At 66.0% G+C, this 25,083-nt stretch carries 23 protein-coding genes; 15 read left to right on the forward strand and 8 right to left on the reverse strand.

Going from position 1 to position 25,083, the window contains the following annotated elements; all coding sequences use genetic code 11:
* Positions 1-411: 411 nt before the first annotated feature.
* Genes AXYL_RS12245 through AXYL_RS12260 form a run of 4 tightly spaced genes read left to right on the forward strand, consistent with a single transcriptional unit; the run spans position 412 to position 3,951 of the window.
* Positions 412-1,374, forward strand: a complete 963-nt coding sequence (locus AXYL_RS12245; RefSeq protein ID WP_013393105.1) for an amidohydrolase family protein — start codon at positions 412-414, stop codon at positions 1,372-1,374.
* A gap of 20 nt (positions 1,375-1,394) precedes the next feature.
* Complete coding sequence (locus AXYL_RS12250; protein WP_013393106.1) at positions 1,395-2,219, forward strand: alpha/beta fold hydrolase; 825 nt, start codon at positions 1,395-1,397, stop codon at positions 2,217-2,219.
* A 30-nt stretch (positions 2,220-2,249) separates the two neighbouring features.
* Positions 2,250-3,299 carry a hypothetical protein gene (locus AXYL_RS12255; protein ID WP_013393107.1) on the forward strand — a complete coding sequence of 350 codons (1,050 nt, stop codon included), beginning with the start codon at positions 2,250-2,252 and terminating at the stop codon, positions 3,297-3,299.
* Positions 3,300-3,330: 31 nt separating this feature from the next.
* Positions 3,331-3,951 carry an N-carbamoylsarcosine amidohydrolase gene (locus tag AXYL_RS12260; protein WP_013393108.1) on the forward strand — a complete coding sequence of 207 codons (621 nt, stop codon included), beginning with the start codon at positions 3,331-3,333 and terminating at the stop codon, positions 3,949-3,951.
* Between the two features lie 76 nt (positions 3,952-4,027).
* Here AXYL_RS12260 and AXYL_RS12265 read toward each other — a convergent pair whose 3' ends face one another.
* The 4 genes from AXYL_RS12265 to AXYL_RS12280 are packed head-to-tail and all read right to left on the reverse strand — an operon-like array spanning position 4,028 to position 7,505.
* On the reverse strand, positions 4,028-4,546 hold the full coding sequence (locus tag AXYL_RS12265) for an aromatic-ring-hydroxylating dioxygenase subunit beta (RefSeq protein ID WP_013393109.1): 519 nt from the start codon (positions 4,544-4,546) through the stop codon (positions 4,028-4,030).
* A 17-nt stretch (positions 4,547-4,563) separates the two neighbouring features.
* Positions 4,564-5,853 (reverse strand): aromatic ring-hydroxylating dioxygenase subunit alpha, encoded by a 1,290-nt coding sequence (locus AXYL_RS12270; RefSeq protein ID WP_013393110.1) that lies wholly within the window; start codon positions 5,851-5,853, stop codon positions 4,564-4,566.
* Between the two features lie 36 nt (positions 5,854-5,889).
* Positions 5,890-7,188: an NAD(P)/FAD-dependent oxidoreductase gene (locus AXYL_RS12275; protein ID WP_013393111.1), complete on the reverse strand. Its 1,299-nt coding sequence runs from the start codon at positions 7,186-7,188 to the stop codon at positions 5,890-5,892.
* Between the two features lie 2 nt (positions 7,189-7,190).
* Complete coding sequence (locus AXYL_RS12280; protein ID WP_013393112.1) at positions 7,191-7,505, reverse strand: non-heme iron oxygenase ferredoxin subunit; 315 nt, start codon at positions 7,503-7,505, stop codon at positions 7,191-7,193.
* A gap of 404 nt (positions 7,506-7,909) precedes the next feature.
* On the opposite strand from AXYL_RS12280, the gene AXYL_RS12285 reads away from it, so the two are divergent.
* The 9 genes from AXYL_RS12285 to AXYL_RS12325 all read left to right on the forward strand — a co-directional run bounded on the left by AXYL_RS12285 (position 7,910) and on the right by AXYL_RS12325 (position 18,519).
* Positions 7,910-9,013: a TRAP transporter substrate-binding protein gene (locus AXYL_RS12285; protein WP_013393113.1), complete on the forward strand. Its 1,104-nt coding sequence runs from the start codon at positions 7,910-7,912 to the stop codon at positions 9,011-9,013.
* A gap of 23 nt (positions 9,014-9,036) precedes the next feature.
* Positions 9,037-11,439 (forward strand): xanthine dehydrogenase family protein molybdopterin-binding subunit, encoded by a 2,403-nt coding sequence (locus tag AXYL_RS12290; RefSeq protein WP_013393114.1) that lies wholly within the window; start codon positions 9,037-9,039, stop codon positions 11,437-11,439.
* On the forward strand, positions 11,436-12,263 hold the full coding sequence (locus AXYL_RS12295; RefSeq protein ID WP_013393115.1) for an FAD binding domain-containing protein: 828 nt from the start codon (positions 11,436-11,438) through the stop codon (positions 12,261-12,263). The genes AXYL_RS12290 and AXYL_RS12295 overlap by 4 nt, the downstream gene beginning before the upstream one ends.
* Positions 12,264-12,268: 5 nt before the next feature.
* Entirely contained in the window at positions 12,269-13,486 is a 1,218-nt protein-coding gene (locus AXYL_RS12300; protein WP_013393116.1) for a xanthine dehydrogenase family Fe-S subunit, read from the forward strand.
* A 66-nt stretch (positions 13,487-13,552) separates the two neighbouring features.
* Complete coding sequence (locus AXYL_RS12305) at positions 13,553-14,578, forward strand: ABC transporter substrate-binding protein (RefSeq protein WP_013393117.1); 1,026 nt, start codon at positions 13,553-13,555, stop codon at positions 14,576-14,578.
* A complete protein-coding gene (locus tag AXYL_RS12310; protein WP_013393118.1) occupies positions 14,575-15,384 on the forward strand; it encodes an ABC transporter ATP-binding protein in 810 nt (269 codons plus the stop codon). Before AXYL_RS12305 ends, AXYL_RS12310 begins: the two co-directional genes overlap by 4 nt.
* Positions 15,381-16,157 carry an ABC transporter permease gene (locus AXYL_RS12315; RefSeq protein ID WP_013393119.1) on the forward strand — a complete coding sequence of 259 codons (777 nt, stop codon included), beginning with the start codon at positions 15,381-15,383 and terminating at the stop codon, positions 16,155-16,157. The genes AXYL_RS12310 and AXYL_RS12315 overlap by 4 nt, the downstream gene beginning before the upstream one ends.
* A gap of 74 nt (positions 16,158-16,231) precedes the next feature.
* Positions 16,232-16,858 (forward strand): TRAP transporter small permease subunit, encoded by a 627-nt coding sequence (locus tag AXYL_RS12320; protein WP_013393120.1) that lies wholly within the window; start codon positions 16,232-16,234, stop codon positions 16,856-16,858.
* A 2-nt stretch (positions 16,859-16,860) separates the two neighbouring features.
* A complete protein-coding gene (locus AXYL_RS12325) occupies positions 16,861-18,519 on the forward strand; it encodes a TRAP transporter large permease (protein WP_013393121.1) in 1,659 nt (552 codons plus the stop codon).
* Positions 18,520-18,553: 34 nt separating this feature from the next.
* Here the strand turns inward: AXYL_RS12325 and AXYL_RS12330 are convergent, their stop codons facing one another.
* On the reverse strand, positions 18,554-19,351 hold the full coding sequence (locus tag AXYL_RS12330; RefSeq protein ID WP_013393122.1) for a class I SAM-dependent methyltransferase: 798 nt from the start codon (positions 19,349-19,351) through the stop codon (positions 18,554-18,556).
* Positions 19,352-19,651: 300 nt separating this feature from the next.
* Positions 19,652-20,476, reverse strand: a complete 825-nt coding sequence (locus tag AXYL_RS12335; protein WP_013393123.1) for a class I SAM-dependent methyltransferase — start codon at positions 20,474-20,476, stop codon at positions 19,652-19,654.
* Positions 20,477-20,775: 299 nt separating this feature from the next.
* Between AXYL_RS12335 and AXYL_RS12340 the strand changes: the two genes are divergently transcribed.
* Both AXYL_RS12340 and AXYL_RS12345 read left to right on the forward strand, forming a co-directional pair.
* The gene (locus AXYL_RS12340) at positions 20,776-21,033 is read left to right on the forward strand and encodes a helix-turn-helix domain-containing protein (protein ID WP_013393124.1); all 258 of its coding nucleotides are present in this window, start codon (positions 20,776-20,778) and stop codon (positions 21,031-21,033) included.
* A gap of 3 nt (positions 21,034-21,036) precedes the next feature.
* Entirely contained in the window at positions 21,037-22,383 is a 1,347-nt protein-coding gene (locus AXYL_RS12345) for a type II toxin-antitoxin system HipA family toxin (protein ID WP_013393125.1), read from the forward strand.
* Between the two features lie 81 nt (positions 22,384-22,464).
* Here the strand turns inward: AXYL_RS12345 and AXYL_RS12350 are convergent, their stop codons facing one another.
* Both AXYL_RS12350 and AXYL_RS12355 read right to left on the reverse strand, forming a co-directional pair.
* Entirely contained in the window at positions 22,465-23,124 is a 660-nt protein-coding gene (locus AXYL_RS12350) for a GntR family transcriptional regulator (RefSeq protein WP_013393126.1), read from the reverse strand.
* A gap of 8 nt (positions 23,125-23,132) precedes the next feature.
* Positions 23,133-24,908, reverse strand: coding sequence for an IlvD/Edd family dehydratase (locus AXYL_RS12355; protein WP_013393127.1), 1,776 nt, complete (start codon positions 24,906-24,908; stop codon positions 23,133-23,135).
* Positions 24,909-25,083 lie beyond the last annotated feature (175 nt).

A 25,083-nucleotide genomic window follows, 5' to 3' on the forward strand; every position in this document is an offset into this window, starting at 1 on the left:
CCGCCCCATGCCGGCCGCGCGGGCGGCCTCTTGGGGCTTACGCGGTTTCGTGCGTTGTGATGCTTGGTGCTGGTGGTGTCGTTGATGCCTTTGGCGCGCGGCGTGGCGCCCTGCGTCCGATGCCGCTTTATTCCGTCACCCGCCGCGTCTGGCGAGGCAATTCCCCGAAACGTTCCCGGCAGTACTCCGAGAACCTTTTTTTTGCCCCTCGGGATTTCCCTTATTTGTCAGTACGCTGACTATAAAGTCAGTATACTGACGTAAATTCGGAAGCCCTCGCAGGGCTGTTCCCAATGGGAAAGCGGCTGCGCGCGATTCCGGTATTTCCGATGTAATAGTCAGTGTACTGATAAACAATGCTGACGCGCCGTGGCAGGACAGGGTCCGGGCCATCAAACTGGGAGTAGGGGAATGAGCAAAGTACGCAAGATCGCGTTTGAGGAGCACTACACCGCGGTCGGATTCAAAGACTATTCGAAGAGCTTCGCGCAGCACATCGATCCCGCCGTGCTGGCCGACCTGGCCGCGCGCCTGGTGGATTTCGACGAGGTCCGGCTGGGTGAAATGGACCGCGGCGGCATCGATTACGTCATCCTGTCGCAGACCGGACCCGGCGTGCAGGCCGAAGCCGATGCCGCCGTCGCGTTGCGCCGCGCCAAGGAAAACAACGATTTCCTGGTCGAGCAGGTCGCCCGGCACCCGACGCGCTATGGCGCCTTCGCTACCGTGCCCATGCACGATCCGCTGGTCGCCGCCGCCGAACTCGAACGCTGCGTCAAGCAGCTGGGCTTCAAGGGCGCCCTGATCAACGGCCACACCAATGGCGTGTACTACGATGGCCGCGCCTACGATCCGTTCTGGGAAAAAGTCCAGGAACTGGACGTGCCTGTCTATCTGCACCCGTCCGATCCCTACGTCATTCCGCAGGCCTACTCGGGCCATCCCGAACTGGTGGGCGCGTGTTGGGGCTGGGGCGTCGAAACCGCCACCCATGCGTTGCGGCTGCTGTTCGGCGGCGTGTTCGACCGCTACCCCGGCGTCAAGCTGATCCTCGGCCACATGGGCGAGGGCCTGCCGTTCCTGCGCTGGCGCTTCGACAGCCGCTTCGCGGTGTATTCGCACGGCATCAAGCTGGCGCGCGCGCCCTCCGAATACCTGGGCAGCAACATCCTCATCACCACCTCGGGCGTCTGTTCGCCTCCCACGCTGATGGCCGCCATTGCCGAAATGGGTCGCGAGGCGGTGATGTTCTCGGTGGACTATCCCTATGAATCGACCGCGCTGGCGGTGGAATTCATCGAGCAGACGCCGATGGACGATGCGACCCGCGAACTGATCTGCAACGGCAACGCGCGGCGCCTGTTCAAACTCTGAGCCCAGCCTGGGAGACTGACATGAGCAACTTCCTGTACGGTGGCAACGTCCACGCCAACGGCATCCGCCAGCATTACCTGCGCTACGGCGGCGAACGCGGCGCGGGGCGCGATCCGGTCATCATCGTGCCGGGCATCACCAGCCCGGCGGTCACCTGGGGCTTCGTGGGCGAGCGCTTCGGCCAGTCCTTCGACACCTACGTGCTGGACGTGCGCGGCCGCGGCCTGTCGGAAGCCGGCGCGGAGCTGGACTACAGCCTGGATGCGCAGGCCGCCGACGTGCTGGCCTTTGCCGAGGCGCTGGGCCTGGCGCGCTACAGCGTGGTCGGCCATTCGATGGGAGGCCGCATCGGCGTGCGCGCCGGACGCGGCAAGCCTGCCGGCCTGAGCCGTCTGGTCCTGGTGGATCCGCCGGTGTCGGGACCCGGCCGCCGGCCGTATCCCGCCAAGCTGCCCTGGTACGTCGACTCCATGGCGCAGGCGCGCCTGGGCATGGACGCCGAAGCCATGCGCGCGTTCTGCCCGACCTGGACAGAGGAGCAGCGCCAGCTGCGCGCCGAATGGCTGCACACCTGCGACGAGCGCGCCATCATCCAGAGCTTCGAGGCGTTCCAGAGCGACGACATCCACGCCGACCTGCCGCTGCTGGACGTACCGGTCCTGCTGATCACGGCGGAGCGGGGCGATGTGGTGCTGGACGCCGACGTGGCCGAGATCCAGCGGCTGGCGCCCGGCACGCAGCATCACCGCGTGCCTGCCGCCGGCCACATGATCCCGTGGGACAACGAGGAAGGCTTTTATGCGGCCTTCGGCGACTTCCTGGGTGCGCCGCTGGCGCGCGCATGAAGCGCGGCACTGACTGGCAAGGAGGGCATCATGCCTATTAGCGATTTTGAAATGGTGAAGGCCTGGCAGCAGGTGCTGACCCTGTCCAAGCTGCAAGCGGGGCAGACCGTCACGGTGTTGACCAGCGCGGCGACCCACCCGCAAACCCTGGCCACGGCGCTGATTGCGACGCAAGCCATGGGCGCCATCGTGAACCGCCTGGACCTGCCGCCCATCAATGGCGAGCGGGCGCTGAGCCGGGATTCGCTGGCCTACCTGGGCACCACCCCGCTGACCGGCAACAAGGCCGCGATCGCGGCGCTGAAGGAAAGCGACCTGGTGCTGGACTTGATGACGCTGCTGTTCTCGCCGGAACAGCACGAGATCCTGGCCACGGGCACCAAGATCCTGCTGGCGGTGGAACCGCCGGAAGTGTTGGCGCGGCTGGTGCCGACCGAGGCTGACCGCGCCCGGGTCAAGGCGGCCGCCGCGCGCATCGGCGCGGCGCGCGAGATGAGCGTGGTATCGGATGCGGGCACGGACCTGCGCTGCCCGCTGGGCGAATTCCCGGCCATCAGCGAATACGGCTTCGTCGACGAGCCGGGCCGCTGGGACCATTGGCCCAGCGGCTTCGTGCTGACCTGGCCGAACGAAGGCGGCGCCCATGGCAAGATCGTGATCGACGCGGGCGACATCCTGTTGCCGCAGAAGCTCTACGTGCGCTCGGCCATCGAACTGACGGTCGAAAACGGCTATGCCACGCGCATCGACGGCGGCGTGGACGCGGAACTGCTGCGCGAGTACGTGGCCTCGTTCAAGGACCCGGAAGCCTACGCGATTTCGCACATAGGCTGGGGCCTGCAGCCGCGCGCGCACTGGACCACGCTGGGCCTGTACGACCGCGAAGCCACCATAGGCATGGACGCGCGGGCCTACGAGGGCAACTTCCTGTTCTCGCTCGGACCCAACAACGAGGCTGGCGGCAACCGGACCACCACCTGCCACATCGACATTCCGCTGCGCGCCTGCACGGTGCGGCTGGACGGGGAAGACGTGGTGCGCCAGGGCAAGGTGCTGGACGGCGGCGGCCCCCAGGCTTAAGCACGCAATCACTGCTCAAGGAGTTCCAATCATGAATGACGATATCTCCGCCTACGAACGCCAGGGCTTCGGCGCGGCCATGGCGCCCAAGCCGCCCTACGGCCTGCTGATCGTGGACCTGGTCAACGGCTTTGCCGATCCGGCGGTGTTCGGCGGCGGCAATATCCCCCAGGCTATCGAGCAGACGACGGGCCTGCTGGCGCATGCGCGCAAGCAGGGCTGGCCGGTGGCGCACAGCCGCATCGTGTTCGCCGACGACGACGCGGACCACAATATCTTCACCCTGAAGGTACCGGGGATGCTGACCCTGAAGGAAGCCGACCACAACAGCGCCATCGTGCCGCAGCTCGCGCCCGCGGCCGGCGAACTGGTGGTGCGCAAGACGGTGCCCTCGGCGTTCTTCGGCACCAGCCTGGCGGCCTGGCTGTCGCAGCGCGGCGTGCAGACGCTGCTGGTGGCGGGCGCGGTCACCAGCGGCTGCGTGCGGGCCAGCGTGGTGGACGCCATGCAGTACGGCTTCAGGCCGCTGGTGGTGTCGGACTGCGTGGGCGACCGCGCCATCGGCCCGCATGACGCCAATCTCTTCGATATGCAACAGAAGTACGCCACCGTGTTGACGCGCGACGAGGCGGTGCGCGCCACGCAGGCCTGAGCCGGCGGCTGGCGCTTGCATAAAAAAAGGGTTGCGCCTCTCGCGGCGCAACCCTTTTTCATTGGCGGTCCTGCGGCTAGACCGGATAGACCAGATCGTTGGCCAGGATGGTGGTGTCATACACCACCTGCCGCTCCTTCAGCTTGAGCACGCCGTCCTGCCGCGTGTGGCGGTCGTAGTAGGTGCCGGCCAGGTGCAGCGTGGTGGGACCTTCGACCAGGGTCTGCATCAGCATGAACGCAGCCTGGGACTCGATCTCGCCGGCGGCGGATTCGCTGATGACGCGGGTATTGCTGACTAGGTGCAGCATGTAGCGCGGGGCGAACATCTGGGTGCGCGAGATGGCCACGGCGCGGTCGTGCATCATGGCGCGGCCCTCGGAGTACACCAGGCCGACGGGCAGGCCCAGCTCGGCGTTCTCGCGCGCGGTGACGCGGTATAGGCCGTCCTCGGTGAAGAAGTCCGGCCAGGCCTCGACCTGGCCCGCGTCCAGGGCGGCGCAGTAGTCGGCGTGGAATTCCTCGATTTCCTGGCGTAGCGCAATGGCGCGAGCGGGGTCGATCTTGCGGGGGGAGTATTCGAATCGGGTTCTCATGTTTCCTGGTTCCTGCCTCAGAAGCCCATCACGCCGCGGTAATAGCTATACATGGAGCGGATCGCGGCTTCCGAGATCAGCGTGTTGGAGGTGCCTTGCTTGCCGGATTCCAGCTTCAGCACGTTGACGTCGGTGCTGGCGCGGCGCACGCCTTCCTGCACGAACTTCATGGCTTCGTTGTCTTCCAGGCCGAGGAACCCGGCCGGGCCCATCAGGTTGCCCTGGCGCAGACGGTGGCGTTCCATCTCCGGCGTGTCGTCTTCGTAGCCGAACATGGTCCATTGCATGATCATGCTGTCGGGGCCGTTGGGCACGATCTGGCGCACGCCCAGGGTGTTCATTTCGCGCTGCACGATCAGGTTGGGCCATACCGTCTGCATGGTGACCGACCAGGGCGAATCGAACTCCTTGACGAATTCCAGGAAGCGGTCGTCCTGCAGGTGCAGGCCGTCATGGAAGGAGCGCATTTCCTTCTTGTTCTCTTCACTGACGCTGGCGTACTTGTCCTCGCTCTTGGCCGAGGCCATGGTGCCGTGGCGGCCGTGCACCGGATCGACCAGCATGGCGGACTTGTTGCCGGCCACCAGCAGGCCGAACACCACCAGGAAAGAATGCAGCAGGGTCGCGTGGTACGGGTCCTTCAGGTTCTCGTGGTACATCTTCCAGTTGCACGGCAGCTCGTTGCGGTAGTAGCCGTGGATCTTGAGCTTCTTGCCCGGGAAGACCGTGTCGAAGTCGGCAAGGATCTCGGGCGTCAGGTATTCCTCGATCGGTTCGACCTCATCGCTGTAGGACGCGAAGATGACGCCGTTGCGCGTGGTGACGCGCAGCTTGCGCAGGCCGTGCTCTTCGTTCTTGAAGTCCTTGGGCATGCCGCCCTCGCGGTTCACGCCGCGCTTGAACGGGATGCCCTGCAGATTGCCCTTCAGGTCGTAGGACCACTGATGATACGGGCAGACGAATTCCTTGGCGTTGCCCTGGCTGTTGCGGCAGAACTCCGCGCCGCGGTGGGCGCAGCGGTTTTCGAAGACATTGACCGAGCCGTCTTCGGCGCGCGACACCACTACCGGGGTCGGGCCGACGTAGGACCGCTTGTAGTCGCCCGGATTGGGCAGTTCGGCTTCCAGGGCCACGTAGTTCCAGGTCTTGCCGCGGAAGATCTTGTCCACTTCCTGGTCGTAGACGGCGCGGCTGGTGTAGACCCAGTCCGGAATGTAGTGCAGCGCGTCTTCCGGCCAAATACAGTCAGCCAGGGCGGCGTCCTTGGACGCCACCGTGAGGCCGATGACGGTTTGTGATTGATACATGAAAAGCTCCTGTCGATGCGGGGGCGGTAATGCGTTTCAGGACGTGGCGGCGCTTTGCTGGCAGGCCTTCACCAATGGCTTGAGCGCCACGGATTCGTCGGCATAGCGCTGCGGGTCGATGGCTATGCCTTGTTCGAACAGCACGCGCAGCTGGCGCAGGTCGCCGCCGGCGTTGATGGCGATGGCGTGCACCGGCACGCCGTTGCGGTGGCCCAGCCAGATGAACTTGGGCGCCTCGGCCTGGACCTGGGGAATGCCACGGCAGGCATAGACCAGGTCCGGCTGGGGCAGGCCCAGCATCTGCACGTTGCAGCCGTATTGATCGGTCCAGAACCAGGGGTAGGGCTCGGCGGGCGCGGGCCGCTCCAGCATGCCGGCCGCGGCCGCGCGCGCCTGCTCATTGGCGTTCTGCCAGGACTCCAGCCGCAGCGCCATGTTCAGGTGGCGGCGGTGCTGGCTGGCGCAATCGCCAGCCGCGTAAATATAGGGATCGCTGCTGCGGCAGGCGGCGTCCACCGCGATGCCGCCGTTGGCCGGGTCCAGCGCCAGGCCGGCCTGGCCGGCCAGCGAGACTTCCGGCACGAGGCCGATGGCTACCACCACGACGTCGGCCTCTATCGGGGAGGCGTCCTGCAGTTCTATCGTGAAGCGCGCCTGATGCCGGACCGCGTCGTCCGCATGAGGCTGCCAGTCGCTGCGGGCGATCCGCGCGCCCAGGCGCAAGTCCACGCCGGCATGGCGGACGCGTTCGGCCAGCCAATCCGACAGCGCCGGGGGCAGCACCCGTTCCAGCAGGCGCGGTGCGCTTTCCAGGACGGTGACCGCGGCGCCCAGGGCGCGCGCGGTGGACGCCACCTCCAGGCCGAGGAAGCCGCCGCCGATGACGGCGACGCGCGCCTGCGGCGTGAGGCTGGCGCGCAGCGCGGCGGCGTCATCCAGCGTTCTGATGTAGTGCACCCCCGGCGTGCCGCGCGGCAGGCTGGGCAGTTCGCGCGCGCGGCCGCCGGTGGCGAGCAGGCAGCGGCTGTAGGGGAGGGCGCTGCCGTCGGCCAGCCGGACCAGGCGGCGAGCGGCGTCGATGGCCTGTGCTTCGGTGCCGGTCAGCAGTGTGATGCGCTGCTGTACGTAGAAGTCGCTGGCATGCACCGCCGTCTGGCCGTGCGCGTCGGCCGCCTGCAGCACGGCCTTGGACAGCGGCGGGCGCTCGTAGGGCGCATGCGCTTCCTGGCCGATCAGCGTGATGGGGCCGTCGTGGCCCAGGTCGCGCAGCGTGGCGGCCGCCACCGCGCCGGTCTGGCCGGCGCCGATGATGAGGATCGGATCTGCGTCGGCCATGGTCAGCCTTGCAGGTTGGCGTAGATATCCTGGCCTTCGACCTTGACCGGATAGACGCGGATGCCGCTGGTGGCGGGCGCGCACATGGCCTGGCCCGTGCGGATGTCGAACCTGGCCTGGTGCAGCGGGCATTCGATGCAGCCGTCTTCCAGATAGCCGTCGGACAGCAGCGCGTAGGCGTGGGTACAGACGTTGTCGGAGGCGTAGAACTCGCCTTCGCTGCGATACAGCGCAAGCTGCTTTTCGCCGGCCGCGACGGGGATCACCTCGTCGTCGTCGGTCAGTTGGTCGGTAGAGGCAATGCGGATCCAGTTCATATCAACTCGCTCGTCAGTATGCTGAGTAATTGTCGTCAGTGTACTGCCTAAAAAAACAAGTCAGGAGCTAGGGATTTCCCCGACAGGCGGCAGGTCGGAAGGCGGCGGAGCGGGCCTATTATGCACGCCGCTTGCGGCCCGCGACTGTGGTCGGCCGCTATATGTAAGGAGTACCCCCAAACAGTCGTCGGGCCAATGGAAAAATTTCGTCGAAATGAGTGGAAACCCAGGCGTTACGCGGGTGTCGGCAGTGGGGATTTACCTTGTTGACACTCAAAATTACTGTCAGTATGCTGATCAACAATTCAGTGTGCTAACGTTTTTTTTCGGATGTACGCGAGTGGCGTTGGCATGAGTTGAGGCGGGTCCAAGGGGACTCAATCGAACCAGATCGGGAGCAATGAATGCAACGACGCCGTTTCCTCGCACAAGCCGCCGGCGCAGCCGGCGCGGGCCTAGCCACTGTCGGCATGCCTGCCATCGCGCAATCCGCGCCGTCGGTGCGCTGGCGCATGTCCACCAGCTGGCCCAAGAGCCTGGACACCATCTACGGCTCGGCCGAGGATCTCTGCAAGCGCGTGGCGCAACTGACCGAAGGCAAGTTCGAGATCCGCGCGTTTCCCGGCGGTGAACTGGTGCCTGCCGCGCAGAACATGGACGCGGTCAGCAACGGCACGGTGGAATGCAATCACGTGCTGAGCACGGCCTACATCGGCAAGAACACCGCGCTGACCTTCGACACCGGCCTGTCCTTCGGCCTGAGCGCCCGCCAGCACAACGCCTGGATCCACTACGGCGGCGGCCTGGCGATGCTGCGCGCCCTCTATAAGAAGTACAACATCGTCAACCACGTCTGTGGCAACGTCGGTGTGCAGATGGGCGGCTGGTACCGCAAGGAGATCAAGTCGGTCGCCGACCTGAAGGGCCTGAACATGCGCATCGGCGGCATCGGCGGCATGGTGCTGTCCAAGCTGGGCGCGGTGCCGCAGCAGATTCCGCCGGGCGACATCTATCCGGCGCTGGAAAAGGGCACCATCGACGCGGCCGAATGGATCGGCCCCTACGATGACGAGAAGCTGGGCTTCAACAAGGTGGCGCCGTACTACTACTCGCCGGGCTGGTTCGAAGGCAGCGCGTCCATCACCAGCATGGTGCATGACAAGGCCTGGGAGGCCTTGCCCCCGGCCTACCAGGCCGCGTTCGAGGCAGCGGCCGGCGAACAGACCATGCGCATGCTGGCCCACTATGATGCGCGCAATCCGCTGGCGCTGCGCAAGCTGATCGCCGGCGGCGCCAAGGTCAGTTTCTTCCCCAAGGAAGTGATGGACGCGGCGTACAACGCCTCGCAGGAACTGTGGACCGAGCTTTCGGCCAAGAACCCCGACTTTGCCGCGATCTTCCCCGACTGGAAGAAATTCCAGGCCGAGCAGGCGGGCTGGTTCCGCGTGGCCGAAAGCCCGCTGGACAACTACACCTTCGCCGCCGTGGCGAAGGCCCAGGCCAAGTAACAAGCAGGAGACAAAGGGTAGTCATGACGACAGCAAACGCCGATACGCACGGCCGGCCAGGCAAGCCGCAGGGAGTGGGCGCGCGGGTGCCGCGCAAGGAGGACGCGCGCCATCTGCACGGCAAGGGCAATTTCGTGGCCGACATGGCCATGCCCGGGCTTAGCGAGGTGGCCTTCCTGCGCAGTCCGCTGGCGCATGCGCGCATCGCCTCGGTGCGCGTGGCCGAGCAGATCGCGGACAAGGCGTTTGTGCGCCAGGCCATGGCCGACGCGCGCGACATCGTGGCCGATTCCACGCTGCCCAGCTATCAGGTCTCGGCCCAGCCGCCGCTGGCCTCGGGCAAGGTGCGCTTCGTGGGCGAGCCCATCGCCATGGTGTTCGCGCCGACCCGCGCCGAAGCCGAAGACTACGCCGAGCTGATCGAGGTCGACTATGACGACCTGCCCGTGTATGCGGACGTGGTCAGCGCGCAGGCCGCCCAGGGCGATTTCGTGCACGAGCAATGGCGCGACAACGTCTTCGTCACGCTCAATGTCGACAAGCAATTCGATGAACTTGCGGCGCAGGCGGATGTGGTCGTGCGCCGCAAGATCGACCTGTCGCGCCAGTGCATGGTGCCGATGGAAGGCAAGGCGGTGCTGGCCTACTGGGATCACCAGGCCGACCAGCTGGTGGTGGTCAGCGCGACCCAGGTGCCGCACATGATCCGCAGCGTGCTGGCCCAGTGCCTGGACCTGGAGCAGGGCCGCGTGCGGGTGGTGTCGCCGGACGTGGGCGGGGCTTTCGGCTACAAGTGCGTGCTGCAGCAGGAAGAACTGTGCGTGGCCTGGCTGGCCAAGACTTTCAAGAAACCGTTTCGCTTCATTGAAGATCGCCGCGAGCACCTGACCGCGGGCGCCAATTCGCGCGAGCACCATTATGAAATGGTGGCCTACGCCGACCGCCGCGGCAAGCTGCTGGCGCTGGACGCCAAGATCACCATCGACGGCGGGGCCTATTCGGTCTGGCCGTTCACCATCGGCCTGGAACCGGGTCAGGCCATCGGCAATCTGCCGGGGCCGTACGCCTTCAAGGGCTATCGCTGCGTGACGCGGGCGGTGGCCACCAACAAGCCGGGCTTCGTGCCCTATCGCGGCGTGGCGCGCACCGGCGTCTGCTTCGCCATCGAACTGACGATGGACGCGATCGCCCGCGAGGTCGGGCGCGAACCCTGGGAAGTCCGCCAGGAGAACCTGGTGCAGGGCGAGCAGATGCCCTATGTCAACGTCACCGGCAAGCATCTGGACAGCGGCGACTATCCGGCCAGCCTGCAACAGGCCATGGACATGATAGGCGTGGACGCCATCCGCGAGCGCCAGCGCCAGGGCGAAGCCGACGGCCGCCTCATCGGCGTGGGCCTGGCGACGTACACCGAGCAGGCCGCTCACGGCACTTCGGTGTTCGCGGCCTGGGGCACGCCCGTGATTCCGGGCTTCGACCAGGCCACGGCGCGAGTCACGCCAGACGGCGGGCTGGAACTGCGGGTCGGCGTGCATTCGCACGGACAGGGCATGGAAACCACTTTCGCCCAGATCGCCAACGAGATCCTGGGCGTGGACGTGGCCAGCATCAAGCTGCTGCACGGCGATACCGGGCAGACGCCATTCTCCACCGGGACCTACGCTTCGCGTTCGCTGGTGATGTCCGGCGGCGCCGTGTCGCAGGCCTGCAAGCGCCTGTTGCCGCGGCTCACGCATATCGGCGCGCATCTGTTGCAGGCCGATCCGGCCAATGTGGCCTGGAATGGCGACCGCCTGGAAGCGGGCGGCAAGTCGGTGTCGGTCAAGGACGTGGCCGACGCCTGGTATCTGCGGCCGCAATTGTTGCCGTCCGACGTGGACCCCAGCGGCCTGGAAGTCACCGTGGGCTACAAGCCCAAGGTCGATACCGGCTGTTTCACCTATGCCACCCATGCGGCGGTGGTGGCGGTGGATCCGGGCACTGGCGGCGTGGAGATCCTGGATTATGTGGTGGTGGAGGACTGCGGCACCATGATCAACCCCATGGTGGTCGAAGGCCAGACCATAGGCGGCGTGGCCCAGGGCATAGGCACCGCCTTCTACGAGGAAACGCCTTACGACGACAATGGCCAGCCGCTGGCCTCGACCCTGGCGGACTACATGCTGCCGGGGGCCACCGAAGTCCCCAATATGCGCCTGCACCATTTCGAGACGCCGTCGCCGCACACGGAATTCGGCGCCAAGGGCATGGGCGAGGGCGGCGCCATCGCGCCGCCGGCGGTGCTGTTCAACGCGGTCAACGACGCCTTGCGTCCGCTGGGCGCGGCCGAACTGCTGCGCACGCCGCTGTCGCCGACCCGGGTGCTGGCCGCCATCGCAGAGGGCAGCCGCAAGACCGCAACCGTTGCCGCGGAGGTGACGGCATGAAGGCGGCCGCATTCGAATACACCCGTCCGGATACGCTGCAGGACGCCTTGCGGGCGCTGCGCGGGCATGAAGGCCGCGCCAAGCTCATGGCCGGCGGCCAATCGCTGGGACCGATGCTGAACCTGCGCCTGGCGCGTCCGCCGGTCGTCATCGATATTTCCGGCCTGTCCGAGCTGCGCACGGTCTCGCGCAAGGACGGCAAGCTGCGCGTGGGCGCGGCCGTGACCCATGCCGAGATCGAGGACGGCGTGCACGAACTGCTGCGCGGAACGCCCTTGCAGCAAGTGGCCCCTGGCATTGCCTATCGCGCCATCCGCAACCGCGGCACGCTGGGCGGCAGCCTGGCGCATGCCGATCCGGCGGCCGACTGGGTGCTGACCGTGGTCGGCCTGGGCGCGACGCTGGAGATCGCGGGGCCGGACGGCGTGCGCATGCTGCCGGCGGAAGACTACATGCAGGGCGCCTACACCACCGGGTTGCGCGAAGACGAGCTGATCGCCGCCGTGCACATACCGGAAGCCGGGCCGCAGGCGCGCTGGGGCTATTACAAGTTCTGCCGCAAGACTGGCGAGTTCGCCGAGGCCAGTTGCGCCGCCTGGTTCGATCCGTCTGCGAAGACGGCGCGCATCGCGGTGGGGGCCCTGGACGGCGCGCCCAGACTGCTGCCCCAACTGGCCGCGCGCATCGCGCAGCAGGGCCTGGCGGGCCTGGACGAGACGCTGCTGGCCAGCGAGCTGGCCGGCGTCATGCAGGACAAGGACGAACACCATCGCAAGCTGCACGGGACCGCGGTAACGCGCTGCCTGGCGCAGGCTCTGGGTTGACAGGAATGACCATGGTTCAGGTGACATTGGAAGTAAACGGCAAGCGCGTATCGCACGAGGCGCCCGCGCGCATGCATCTGGGGGATTTCCTGCGGGATCAGGCGCGCCTGACCGGCACCCATCTTGGCTGCGAACATGGCGTCTGCGGCGCCTGCACGGTGCTGGTGGACGGGGCGCCGGTGCGTTCCTGTATCTCGTTCGCGGTGGCCTGCGAAGGACGGCAGGTGACTACCATCGAAGGCTATGACGCCGATCCGGTGATGCAGCGGCTGCGCGCCGCCTTTACCAAGCACCACGCCTTGCAATGCGGCTATTGCACCCCGGGCATGCTGGCGACTTCGCGCGATATCGTGCTGCGGCTGCCAGATGCGGACGAGAGCCGGGTGCGGGTGGAACTGTCCGGCAATCTGTGCCGCTGCACCGGCTACATGGGCATCGTCGCCGCCGTCATGTCGGTGCTGGCCGAACTCAGGGACCAGCCCGACCCCGCGGTGCAGGCGCTGCGCGCCGCCCAGGCGCAAGGGCGCGGCGCCGCGCCGGCTGTAGAAAAGCCAGTGGCTTTCGCGGGCTTCACGCCGGCGGCGGCCAGCCAGCCGGCCGCAAGCGCGGCTGCGGCGCCGGCGCCGGCGGCCGCGCCCGCCACTGCGGCGGGCAAGAAGGAAGGCCGCGGCAGCCAGATTGACGGCGGCTTCAAAGTGCCGTTTCCGGCCGCCGAGGTCTGGGCCTTCATGGTGGATCTGCCGGCGTTGGCCAGTTGCCTGCCGGGCGCCTCGATCGAAGAGCACGAGGGCGACCGGGTCAAGGGCAAGATCGCCATCAAGTTCGGACCCATGTCCGCCGCCTTCAATGGCGCGGCCCGCCTGGAACGCGACGACGCCGCCATGCAGGCGGTGTTCCGTGGGGCAGGGCAGGACTCGCTCAGCCAGTCGCGCGCCAACGGCGACATCACCTATCGCCTGGAAGCGCTGTCGCCCACCGAGACGCAGGTCCACGTGAACCTGCTGTATTCGCTGCAGGGGCCGCTGGCGCAGTTCTCGCGTTCCGGCCTGGTGCAGGACTTCGTGCGCCGGATGATTGCGGACTTCGGCAACAACGTCACCGCCCGGCTGCGCCGGCCCGCCGCCGCGGGCGAGGCGCCAGCCCAGGCCAGCTTCAATCCCACGGCCATGTTCTTCAGCGTGCTGTGGGCGCGCATCAAGCGGTGGTTCGGCCTCGGCGGTTGAACGCGCCCAGGTAGTTCCGGCGGCCGCGTGCGCGGCCGCCCATGTCGACTCAAAACGGGGAATATCATGCTCGCGGTATTCGCAAGGAATTGGCGCAACGCATTGTTGGGCCTGGCTGCTGTCGCGCTCAGCGCGCCCGCCTGGTCCCAGGCCCTGGAGCCTCTGAAGGTGCGGCTGGACTGGACGCCCTGGGGCGTGCACGGCGCTTTCCACCTGGCGCAGCAGAAGGGCTGGTACAAACAGGCCGGCCTGGACGTGTCGCTGGAGGACGGCAATGGTTCGGTGACGACGGTGCAGATCGTCGGCGCCGGCGACAGCTTCGACCTGGGGCATGCCGCGCTGGCCTCGGCCATGATCGCCCGCGAGAAAGGCATGCCGGTGAAGGCGGTGGCGGTGTTCGCCAGGCAGAGCGACATAGGCTTGTTGGTCCCGTCCGATGCCGGCATCACCGGACCCGCGCAGCTCAAGGGCAAGAAGGTGGCCTATACGGCGGGTTCGCTGGAAGCGCCGTTCATCGACGCTTTCCTGGCCGCGGGCAAGCTCAAGAAAAGCGATCTTGAACTGATCAACGTGGACGCCGCTAGCAAGGCGTCGACCTATGCGGTGGGCAGGGCCGACGCGGCGTTTTCCACCATCCCGTTCTTCCTGCCGGTGGTGTCGCAGAACCGGCCCTCCAGCGCGGTGCGCTTTGCCGACTTCGGCCTGAACATGCCCAGCTTCGGCCTGTTTGCCAATGAATCCAAGCTGGCGCAGCGGCGCGACGCCATCGCGCGCTTCGCCAGCGTCAGCGCGCGGGCCTGGGAATACATCTACGCGGGCCACCAGGACGAGGCGGTCGCCGCCATCCTGGCGCAGCGGCCGCAGGCGCGGCTGGACAAGAAGGTGCTGCGCGGCCAGATCGACGCCTTGCAGCCGTATTTCGGCCAGCCGGCGGCGGGCGCGCGCCTGGGCGCGATCGTGCCGCAGGACTGGACCCAGGCCGTCGCCACCCTGTCGACCGTCGGGCTGATCAGCGCCAACGCCCAGGCCTCCTCGTTCTATGCACCCGATCTGGTGCATCCGGAACGCTACGACAGCCTGGTGCAGCCATGACGCAGTGGGCCGTGGCCACAACAGACGTGCGCAAGCGCTATCCGGGCGCAGCGGGCGTGGAGGCGCTGGCGTCGGTGTCGGTCGACGTGCCGCGCGGCCGCTTCGTCAGCATCCTGGGGCCCAGCGGCTGCGGCAAGAGCACCTTTCTGCGCTGCGTGGCCGGCCTGGAGACTGTCTCCAGCGGTGACTTGCGGGTGGAAGGCGTGCCGGTGCAGGGGCCGCCCGCCGGCACGGGCATGGTGTTCCAGCGCGACGCGCTGCTGGAATGGCGCAGCGTGCGCCGCAATATCCTGCTGCCGGTCGAACTCGCACACAAGCCGGTGGCAGCCTATGCCGACAAGGTGCGGGCCTTGCTGGCCCTGACGGGCCTGGAGAAGTTTGCCGATAGCTATCCGCGCGAACTGTCTGGCGGCATGCGCCAGCGCGCGGCGATCTGCCGGGCGCTGGTGGACGACCCCAAGTTGCTGCTGATGGACGAGCCCTTCGGCGCGCTGGACGCGCTGACGCGCGATCAGATGAACGTCGAACTGCAGCGGATCTGGATGGAGACGCGCAACACCGTGCTGTTCGTGACGCACGGCATCGCCGAGGCGGTGTTTCTGGGCGATGTGGTGATGGTGTTCTCGCCGCGCCCGGGCCGCATCCTCGAAACCATAGAGATCGACCTGCCGCGGCCCCGGCCGCTGGCGCTGCGCGAAACGCCGCAATTCGGCGAATACGTGCGGCACATCCGCGGCATGTTCCAGAACATGGGCCTGATAGACGAAGGCGTCCGCGCCGCATCCGGCCTGGAGTCGGTCCAATGAGCGCGCTCTTGAAAGGGGCGGGCCGGCGCATGGCGGGGCTGCTGTCGGTGCTTGTGTTCCTGCTGCTGTGGGAGGCTGCCGCCCGCATCTTCCAGGTGCGCGCCATCATGCTGCCGCTGCCGGGCCAGGTGGCCCTGGAACTGGCGGCGGAATGGAACTGGTACGCCGGCCATGCCGCCTACACGCTGATGACCACGCTGGCCGGCTTCGCGCTGGCGGTGGCGGCCGGCGTGGCGATCGCCGTCATGCTGGTGGGCTCGCGCTGGTTCGAACGTTTCGTCTATCCCTTGATCGTGGCCCTGAACAGCGTGCCCAAGGTCGCCATCGCGCCCTTGTTCGTGATCTGGATGGGCACGGGCGCAGAGCCCAAGATAGCCATCGCCTTCCTGATCGCCGTGTTCGCGATGATCGTGGACACCGTCCACGGCCTGCGCTCGGTGCCGCAGGACGTGCTGGACTTGGGCCGCGTGTTGAAGGCGTCACGCCGTGATTTCTTTTTCAAGGTGCGGCTGCCCAGCGCGCTGCCTTCGATCCTGGCAGGCATGAAGGTCTCGATTTCGCTGGCGCTGGTGGGCGCCATCGTCGGCGAGTTCGTGTCCTCGCAGCGCGGATTGGGCTACGTGATCATGAGCGCCCAAGGCACTTTCGACACGGTGCGGGTGTTCGCCGCGATCTTCGTGCTGGCCCTGATGGGCATGCTGCTGTTCGCCCTGCTGGTGTGGCTGGAGCGGCGCGTGACGCCCTGGCTGCGGCATGACCGCGAAGACGATTGACGGTTTCAAGCCCGGGGCACCACGGGCTGTGTTTGGGGCAGGTGCGTGATTAGAAACAATTCTGGGGAAAACAGATGCAAGCACTACTCGCCTTGTCGCGTGGCATAGACGCGATCAATCTGCGCATGGGCCGGATCGTGTCCTGGGTCACGCTGCTGGTGGTCCTGGTCAGCGCCGGCAACGCCATCATGCGCAAGATATTCCACGACAGCTCCAATGCCTGGCTGGAGCTGCAGTGGTACATGTTCGGCGCCATGTTTCTGCTGACCGCAGGCTACACCTTGCTGAAGAACGACCACGTCAGGGTGGACATCATCTCCTCGCGGCTGTCGCGCCGCGCGCAGATCGGGATCGAGATCTTCGGCGTGCTGTTCTTCCTGATGCCGGCCTGCCTGTTGATCATGTATCTGTCCTGGCCGGTGTTCATGGATTCGTACCTCAGCAACGAGCATTCCTCCAACTCGGGCGGGTTGATCCGCTGGCCGGTCAAGCTGCTGATTCCGGTGGGCTTCGCGCTGCTGGTGCTGGCCGGACTGTCGCACTTGATCAAGTGCGTGGGCTTCCTGATGGGACGCTGCCGCGACCCTCGCGAACGCGAGGGCGCCAGGAGCGCCGAAGAAGAACTGGCCGAGGAAATCGCCCGCGAGGCGCAGGCGCGCGAAGTGGCCGCGCAGAACGAACTGAACAACAAGGGCCGCTGATCATGGAGTTTCTCATTGCCAATCTGGCGCCGATCATGTTCGCGACGCTGATCATCTTTCTGCTGCTGGGCTTTCCGGTGGCGTTCGCGCTGGCGGCCAACGGCATACTCTTCGGCCTGGTCGGGATGGAGCTGGACCTGCTCAATTCCTCGCTGTTCCAGGCGCTGCCGCAGCGGGTGTTCGGCATCATTTCCAACGACACGTTGCTGGCGGTGCCATTCTTCACATTGATGGGACTGGTGCTGGAGCGGTCCGGCATGGCCGAGGATCTGCTGGAGACCATAGGCCAGCTGTTCGGCTCGGTCCGCGGCGGCCTGGCCATCGCGGTGGTCTTCGTCGGCGCGATGCTGGCCGCGACCACGGGCGTGGTGTCGGCCTCGGTCATCTCGATGGGCCTGATCTCGCTGCCCATCATGTTGCGCAACGGTTATGACCGCAAGCTGGCCAGCGGTGTGATCGCCGCGTCCGGCACGCTGTCGCAGATCATCCCGCCCTCGCTGGTGCTGATCATCCTGGCCGATCAGCTCGGGCGCTCCATCGGCGACATCTACCGCGCGGCCATGGTGCCTGGCTTCATCCTGGCCGGGCTGTACATCGTCTACGTCGTCATCATGAGCCTGCTGAAGCCGGACTCCGCGCCCGCGCTGCCGGAAGAGGCGCGCCGCTTCCAGGAGCCGAACGGCGGCCGCGGCGGACGTTCGCTGCTGGTGTTGATGACGATTTCCGCCGTGTCGGCGTACTTCCTGGGCCTCTGGGTCGAGAACAACACGGCGCCGATGGACGAGCGCATCGTGGTGGCGCTGCTGTTCTGGGGCGCAACCGCCTTCGTTATTGCCCTGGTGAACAAGGCGCTGGGCCTGGGGCTGTTGTCGGCATTGGCCGAGCGCGTGACCTTTGTGATGATTCCGCCGCTGGCGCTGATCTTCCTGGTGCTGGGCACCATCTTCATCGGCGTGGCCACGCCGACCGAGGGCGGCGCCATGGGCGCGGTGGGCGCCATCCTGATGGCGGTGGCGCGACGCCGTCTGTCGCTGGACCTGCTCAAGCAGGCCATGGACACCACTACCAAGCTGTCCTGCTTCGTGGTGTTCATCCTGGTGGGTTCCACTGTATTCGGCCTGACCTTCCGCGCCGTCAACGGCGACCTGTGGGTCGAGCATCTGCTGACCGGCTTGCCAGGCGGACAGTGGGGCTTCCTGATCGTGGTCAGCATCCTGACCTTTGTGCTGGCCTTCTTCCTGGACTTCTTCGAACTGGCGTTCATCATCGTGCCGCTGCTGGGGCCGGTGGCCGACAAGCTGGGCATAGACCTGATCTGGTTTGGCGTGATCCTGGCAGTCAATATGCAAACCTCGTTCATGCATCCGCCATTCGGCTTTGCGCTGTTCTACCTGCGATCGGTGGCGCCACGGGACCGCTACAAGGACAGGGTCACGGGCAAGATGATCGAGCCCGTCACGACCGGACAGATCTACTGGGGCTCGGTGCCGTTCATCGTGATCCAGCTGCTGATGGTCGCGGCCGTGATGGCCTTCCCGGGCATGGTGATGCACTACAAGGGAACGGCCGCCGTCGTCGATCCGAGTTCGGTCTCGCTGGAGGTCGGGGGTAGCGGTTACGGCGCCAGCGCCTACGGGACGGATTCCAACCCGTTCAAGTGAGGCATAAGGGGCGCCAGGCGGCGCCCCTTGGTCCTCAGGGTTTGACCGCGTGCGTCGCCAGGAAGGTCGGCAGGAAGCGGTCGATCAGGAAGCGCGGCTGGGGCTGTTCATCCTCATAGAACCCTTTGAGCAGGAACCCGGCGTCCAGCTGGCCGCCGATCTGTTCGCCCAGGCTGTGTCCGAACACCAGGGCCTCGCCCCGGCCTTGCTTCTGCGCCAACTCCTGCGCAGTCAGGTCGCGCACATCGGAGTAGGGCAGCTTGAAGCGCGGGCGGATCAAGCCTTGTTCCGCCAGTTCCGGCGCGCGGTCGCCGACGAATACCACCGGGTTGTAGAAGCTGCTGAGCAGCCTGCCGCCATGCTTGAGCACCCTGAAGCACTCGCGCCACACGGGCCGCACGTCGGGCACATACAGGTTGGAGATCGGATGCACGATGCAGTCGAAGGACGCGTCGGAAAATGCCGAGAGGTCGCGCATATCGCCCTGCACGGCCTTGAGCGTCAAGCCATCGCGACGCGCGACCATTTCATCCTGGGCCAGCTGTAGCGACGACGCGTCGAACACGGTCACCTCGGCGCCGGCGGCGGCCAGCACGGGCGCCTGCTGACCGCCAGCCGAGGCCAGGCACAGGATGCGCGGCGCCGGATTCATGGGCGGCAGCCAGTCCGCCGGCAGGGCGCGCGGCGTAACGTGCACCTGCCAGTCGCCGCGGCGCGCGGCCTGGATGGTTTCGGCGCTTACCGGTTGTGACCAGGCGCATTGCTGCGCGGCCTGGCGGTCCCAGGCGGCGCGGTTGTAGTGATAGATATCGATGGTGTCGGTCGCAGGCATTGTGCTTTCCTTCTGTGGAGGGGGAAAACTGCCGATGCGCGGAATCCGCGAGCCTGAGCCTTGCAGGGGGCAATCCGCGGCGCGCCGATAGCGGCCGGGTCCTGCGTGAGATCAGAATGGAACAAGCAATGCGGCTCGCGCGCCAGGCAGCGAGGGGAGGCAAGATGCGCATGGGCATCCCGGCATTTACTTGTTCACTCTGAGTGCTCCGGCGGATGTGGGGGAGGGTTGCAAGCTTAACCCGGACGGCGCGGCGAGGACAAATGGCCGCCGCCGGTTCATCGCATGACCGTCGCGCAGCTATGCGCTGCGTTGCGCCGTGATCACATGCGCCTGGATCTTTCCGGCGATGGGCCCCGCGCCGTGGCGCGCGCGCAGCGCGTCGGTCGCGACATTGACGGCCTGCTCCAGCATGCCCGCGCCGCGGGCCTCGATCTCGTTGCGCAGCGGCGTGCCTTGGCAATAGGCGATGGCAGCCGTCCGGGGCGTGTCCGCGCGGCTCTCGAAGGCAACGGTTTCCAGCGTCTGCCGGCCGGTGAATCCGGCGTGGGCCAGGTCGGCTTTGATGACGGCCGCGTCGCAATAGCCATGCGGAATCCGGCTCATGAACCTGGGAGGATCGCCGGGGAACAGCCGCGCCAGTGCCTGTTCCACCGTATCGGCAAACGCGTTGTCCTCGATGCGGTCCCAGACGTTGAACAGGAATGTTCCGCCGGGCCGCAGGACCCGGCGCGCCTCGGCAAAGGCCGCCGCCTTGTCCGGCAGGAACATGTAGCCGAACTGGCACACCACGGCATTGAAGGACTGGTCCTCAAAGGGTAGCTGAAGGGCGTCGGCCTGGCGCCAGGTGATGGCGCGGCTTGCGCCCAGCGTCTGGGCTTGTTCCAGCATGGCCGGGTTCAGATCGGTGGCGACGATGGCCGCGCCGGCGGGCAACTGCTCCGCGAGTTGGCGCGTCACTACGCCTGTGCCTGCGGCGATTTCCAGCACTGCCGCAGGATGCAGCGCCGCCGTTCGCGCGGCGATGTCTGCGGCATAGGGCTGGAAGACGAGAGGAACCATGTACCGCTGGTAGAACTGCGGGATGGATCCGGAGAAAACACGATCACTAGGAGCAGTGTTCATGATGTTCGACTCCAAAGCGGCCGCGCGGGGCGGTCTTCAGATTGAACTTGCCCTCGTCCGGTGTCGGACAGGAATTCTATTTTAGGCAATCCGAGTAGGCATGGCGAAGAGAGGAACGGTGCGATGGAGGCTCAGATCCTTGTGGCCCTTGGGCCTCATATTCTGGGAGTCAGCCTGATTTTGTAGCCCCTGTGGGGTGGAATAGTTGGCTGGCGGATATAGTTTACTTCTATCCATTTTGTGCCTTTTGGGCTACAAAATAGATAGAATGTCCTTGTTTTGATGCTCAGGGGCTACAAATGACGACTTTAGGTGATGTGGCAGAAATGCTGAAGAACGTCCGCAAGCAGAATCGCCTGTCCCAAGACGAATTGGCCTCTCGCGCTGGCGTTGCTCGTACGACGGTTACACGCATGGAAACGGTGGCGCGTGGGGACATGAGTGTGTCCGCGCTGGTCCGCTTGCTGGATGCCGCAGGTTATGACCTCAAATTCGTGAAGCGCGGCCATGGCCGGACCGTTGAAGACATACTTGCTGAACAGCGACGCGGAGAGTGAGCTATGCGGCTGGACGTGTACGTTCTTGGGCAGCAGGTCGCCAAGCTCTATCGCGAGGCTGACGAGTATGTTCTTCAATATGAACCGGGCACGCCGGACAGCGGATTCGTCAGCCTGGCGATGCCGGTACGCCAAGAGGCGTGGCGTTGGCCACGGGATCTGCATCCATTCTTTCGCCAGAATCTGCCTGAAGGCTACCTGCTCGGCGTGATCCGCGAACTGTTTGGACCTCTTCTGGATGGGACTGATCTTTCACTGTTGGCCGTGGTCGGAGCGGCCGGTATCGGCCGGGTGGCCGTGACTGTGGAAGGTGCAGCGCCGGGTGTCGACCTCAGTCCGTTGAACATTGAAGAGCTTCTCACCGCCGAGAAATCCGCTGCCCTTTTTGAAGAGCTGGTGCGCCGTTACGCGCGTAGTGCGGTATCAGGCGTGGTGCCAAAATTTCTTGCACCAGAGGAACGGTTGGGCGGGGGGAAGGACGCAGGCAAGACGACGTTGCGCACTGCCCAGCACATCATCAAAGGTTCGGATAAGGCTACCGAGTTCCTGGGTTTCAACGAGCACTACACATTGAAAGTGCTCGCACGCCTGAACGTTGTGCCGGTGGTTCAAACACAGATGTCCGCGGACGGACGGATCCTGGTGGTCGATCGCTTCGATGTGGACACCGAAGGACGTCCTGCCTATGGGGTGGAGGATGCCTGCAATCTGCTCGGCCTGCCGCCGCACGAAAAATACAGCCCGTCGACAGAGCGGGCGCTGAGCGCGACCAGGGCATATATTCCGTCTGCCATCAGGCGCCAGCAGAATTTGCTGTTCGCTTGGCAGACGCTTGCGAACTACGTCGTGCGAAACGCTGACTGCCACGCCAAGAACATTGCCGTGTACTACTCATCCCTTGGGGATGTGCGCTACACGCCGGTGTATGACGTGGTGACGACCCAGGCGTATCCGCAATTCAGCAGCGCGCCAGGCTTGGCCGTGGCTGGCCGGAAGACCTGGTCGCCGGGCAAAGCGCTCTCTCGATTTTGCACCGCTCGGCTGGATATCTCGCCCAGAGATTACCAGGACATGGTCGAACAACTCTGTGAGTCTGCTGTGGAGGTTGGCAAGGAGATCATAGAAGCGGCCAAGAATGAACCGCGATGGAAATGGATCGCCAGACAGATGGTGCATGCTTGGAATGAGGGCATGTGCTCGCTTCGGAGCGTTCAACTGGAAAGGAAGTACCGTGGACTTGAAGCTGCCATAAAGAATGCCGGGCTTGGGGCGCCAGATGTTCCAGTGTCCGCCAACGCGGCTATAGGACGTTCTGAAATGATCGCTGGGCCCGCCCGAAAGCGGACATGACAAACGAGGGGAGTGGCGTCATGTCCATGCACGGAAGTCGAGGCCTCCCGTGCGATGGACAAGAATGGCGATTGCGGCCGTCTACCCCCCCAATCGCGCCTGTTCCGCCGCCAGATAAGCATCCCGCGACGGCAGCAGATGCTCCCGGCACAGCGCCATCAACCCCTCCCGGTCGCCATCCCGCAGCGCATGGATCATGGCCCAGTGTTCCTGGCGGGCGCGTTCGCGGTAGCCGGCGGCGGCCAGCGAACCAAAGCGGATGGGATGGGTGCGGCGGGCGTATTCCTGGATGGCCTGGCCCAGCACCGCGTTGTCCAGCAGGGCGAAGAACTCGCGGTGAAAACGCTGGTTGCTGCGGAACACGCGGCGCGCGTCGCCGTCGGCGACCGCCGCATCGTGTTCGCGTTGCACGGCCACCAGCGCCGCCAGCCGCGTTTGCGGCACGGGCAACGGGATCTGGCTGGCGGCATGCACTTCCAATACCTGGCGCAGCGCATACAGCTCCATGACTTCGCGCACCGAGTACGCGCGCACCACTGCGCCGACGTTGCGCTTTTTCTCCACCACGCCCAGTGTCTCCAGGTCCGCGAGGACCTGGCGCACCACGTGGCGCTTCAGGGCGAAGCGCTCCATCAGTTCGTCTTCGGTCAGGCGCTGGCGCGGGTGCAACCGGCCGAAGACGATGTCTTCTTCCAGGATGGCGACCGCGGCCTGCGCGGCGTCGGGCGTGACGGCGTCCATGGGCCTGCCTACTTCTTCGGCACGGTGTCGTGGGTGACGCCGGCGCGCAGGAAGTCGAAGTCCACGCCCTGGTCGGCCTGGGTCACGGTCTGCAGGAACAGCTTGCGGTAGCCGCGTTCGGCGGTGGGGCGGACCATGGGCCGGGCCGCGGCGCGGCGCGCCAGTTCGGCGTCGTCCACCAGCAGCGCGATCTCGCGCTTGGCCACCGACAGGCGGATGCGGTCGCCGTTTTGCACATACGCCAGCGGGCCGCCGATGGCGGCTTCGGGCGTGACGTGCAGCACGATGGTGCCGGCCGCGGTGCCGCTCATGCGGCCGTCGGAGATGCGCACCATGTCTTTCACGCCGGCGCGCGCCAGTTTCTTGGGGATGGGCATGTAGCCGGCTTCGGGCATGCCGGGCGCGCCGGTCGGGCCGATGCGCTTGAGCACCAGAATGTCGTCGGCGGTGACGTCCAGCGCCTCGTCGTCGATGCGCTGCGCCATATCCTCGGCGTCCTCGAACACCACCGCGCGGCCTTCGTGTTCCATCAGCTTGGGGTTGGCGGCGGATTGCTTGATGATGGCGCCGCCCGGGGCCAGGTTGCCGCGCAGCACAGCCAGGCCGCCCACGGGGTAGATGGGCGAGGCCGCCGTGCGGATCACGTCCTGCGGGAAGGCGGCAGGGGCATCGTCCAGTTCCTCGCCCAGCGTGCGGCCCGACACGGTCAGCGCGTCCAGGTGCAGGTAGGGGCGCAGTTCGCGCAACAGCGCCGGCATGCCGCCAGCGTGGTGGAAGTCTTCCATGTAGTGCTGGCCCGAGGGCTTCAGGTCCACCAGCACGGGCGTCTCGCGGCTGATGCGGTCCAGGCCGGCCAGGTCTATGTCTATGCCCAGGCGGCCGGCTATGGCAGTCAGGTGCACGATGCCGTTGGTGGAGCCGCCGATGGCCAGCAGCACGCGCAAGGCGTTCTCGATGGACTTGCCGGTGAGGATGCGGTCCGGCGTCAGGCGCTGCGCGGCCATGGCCACGGCCGTGGCGCCGGTTTTCTCGGCGACGCGCACGCGGTCGGCGGTGACGGCCGGGGCCGAGGCGCCGCCGGCCACCATCATGCCCAGGGCTTCGGTGATGCAGGCCATGGTGCTGGCCGTGCCCATCACGGAACAGGTGCCCACGCTGGCGACCAGCTGGTTGTTCACGTCCGCGATCTCGGCCGCGTCGATCTCGTCGGCGCGGTAGCGGCCCCAGTAGCGGCGGCAGTCGGTGCAGGCGCCCACGCGCTCGCCGCGGTGCGAGCCGGTCAGCATCGAACCCGTGACCAACTGGATGGCGGGCACGCCGGCCGAAGCCGCGCCCATCAGCTGGGCCGGCACGGTCTTGTCGCAGCCGCCGATCAGCACCACGGCGTCCATGGGCTGGGCGCGGATCATCTCCTCGGTGTCCATGGACATGAGGTTGCGCAGGTACATGCTGGTGGGCTGGGAGAAGCTCTCGTGCACCGAAATGGTGGGGAAGTCCATGGGCAGGCCGCCTGCCAGCATGACGCCGCGCTTGACCGCCTCGATCAGTTGCGGGGCGTTGCCGTGGCAGGGGTTATAGCTGCTGCCCGTGTTGACGATGCCGATGATGGGGCGCGACAGGGCGTCGTCGGTGTAGCCCGCGCCCTTGATGAAGGCTTTGCGCAGGAACAGCGAAAAGCCGGTGTCGCCGTAGTTGGTGAGTCCGCGGGCGACGCCGCGCGCGGCCGCGCCTGCACTGTCGAAAGGGCCTGCTGCGGGCGCGTCCTTGTTGCTCTCGTCCTTCATTTTTGATCTCGATAATATTATTGATAATCTGATGGCGGCATCATATCCAGCCTTTGAAAGCGGCGGCAAGCGATTTATCAGCGCCGATTGATTGATCTTTTTGATTGATCAGTCGATAGAAAAATTCTGCTTCTTCAATCAAGTTTCGGCACCTACACTGGCGCGGTTGACGAGC

Origin of the sequence: Achromobacter xylosoxidans A8, from assembly GCF_000165835.1 — a bacterium.
Taxonomy (GTDB): Bacteria; Pseudomonadota; Gammaproteobacteria; order Burkholderiales; family Burkholderiaceae_B; genus Achromobacter; species Achromobacter xylosoxidans_B.

Coding starts and splice junctions, on each gene's coding strand:
- AXYL_RS12245 (WP_013393105.1), top strand. CDS start 412: ATGAGCAAAGTACGCAAGATCGCGTTTGAGGAGCACTACACCGCGGTC.
- AXYL_RS12250 (WP_013393106.1), top strand. CDS start 1,395: ATGAGCAACTTCCTGTACGGTGGCAACGTCCACGCCAACGGCATCCGC.
- AXYL_RS12255 (WP_013393107.1), top strand. CDS start 2,250: ATGCCTATTAGCGATTTTGAAATGGTGAAGGCCTGGCAGCAGGTGCTG.
- AXYL_RS12260 (WP_013393108.1), top strand. CDS start 3,331: ATGAATGACGATATCTCCGCCTACGAACGCCAGGGCTTCGGCGCGGCC.
- AXYL_RS12265 (WP_013393109.1), bottom strand. CDS start 4,546: ATGAGAACCCGATTCGAATACTCCCCCCGCAAGATCGACCCCGCTCGC.
- AXYL_RS12270 (WP_013393110.1), bottom strand. CDS start 5,853: ATGTATCAATCACAAACCGTCATCGGCCTCACGGTGGCGTCCAAGGAC.
- AXYL_RS12275 (WP_013393111.1), bottom strand. CDS start 7,188: ATGGCCGACGCAGATCCGATCCTCATCATCGGCGCCGGCCAGACCGGC.
- AXYL_RS12280 (WP_013393112.1), bottom strand. CDS start 7,505: ATGAACTGGATCCGCATTGCCTCTACCGACCAACTGACCGACGACGAC.
- AXYL_RS12285 (WP_013393113.1), top strand. CDS start 7,910: ATGCAACGACGCCGTTTCCTCGCACAAGCCGCCGGCGCAGCCGGCGCG.
- AXYL_RS12290 (WP_013393114.1), top strand. CDS start 9,037: ATGACGACAGCAAACGCCGATACGCACGGCCGGCCAGGCAAGCCGCAG.
- AXYL_RS12295 (WP_013393115.1), top strand. CDS start 11,436: ATGAAGGCGGCCGCATTCGAATACACCCGTCCGGATACGCTGCAGGAC.
- AXYL_RS12300 (WP_013393116.1), top strand. CDS start 12,269: ATGACCATGGTTCAGGTGACATTGGAAGTAAACGGCAAGCGCGTATCG.
- AXYL_RS12305 (WP_013393117.1), top strand. CDS start 13,553: ATGCTCGCGGTATTCGCAAGGAATTGGCGCAACGCATTGTTGGGCCTG.
- AXYL_RS12310 (WP_013393118.1), top strand. CDS start 14,575: ATGACGCAGTGGGCCGTGGCCACAACAGACGTGCGCAAGCGCTATCCG.
- AXYL_RS12315 (WP_013393119.1), top strand. CDS start 15,381: ATGAGCGCGCTCTTGAAAGGGGCGGGCCGGCGCATGGCGGGGCTGCTG.
- AXYL_RS12320 (WP_013393120.1), top strand. CDS start 16,232: ATGCAAGCACTACTCGCCTTGTCGCGTGGCATAGACGCGATCAATCTG.
- AXYL_RS12325 (WP_013393121.1), top strand. CDS start 16,861: ATGGAGTTTCTCATTGCCAATCTGGCGCCGATCATGTTCGCGACGCTG.
- AXYL_RS12330 (WP_013393122.1), bottom strand. CDS start 19,351: ATGCCTGCGACCGACACCATCGATATCTATCACTACAACCGCGCCGCC.
- AXYL_RS12335 (WP_013393123.1), bottom strand. CDS start 20,476: ATGAACACTGCTCCTAGTGATCGTGTTTTCTCCGGATCCATCCCGCAG.
- AXYL_RS12340 (WP_013393124.1), top strand. CDS start 20,776: ATGACGACTTTAGGTGATGTGGCAGAAATGCTGAAGAACGTCCGCAAG.
- AXYL_RS12345 (WP_013393125.1), top strand. CDS start 21,037: ATGCGGCTGGACGTGTACGTTCTTGGGCAGCAGGTCGCCAAGCTCTAT.
- AXYL_RS12350 (WP_013393126.1), bottom strand. CDS start 23,124: ATGGACGCCGTCACGCCCGACGCCGCGCAGGCCGCGGTCGCCATCCTG.
- AXYL_RS12355 (WP_013393127.1), bottom strand. CDS start 24,908: ATGAAGGACGAGAGCAACAAGGACGCGCCCGCAGCAGGCCCTTTCGAC.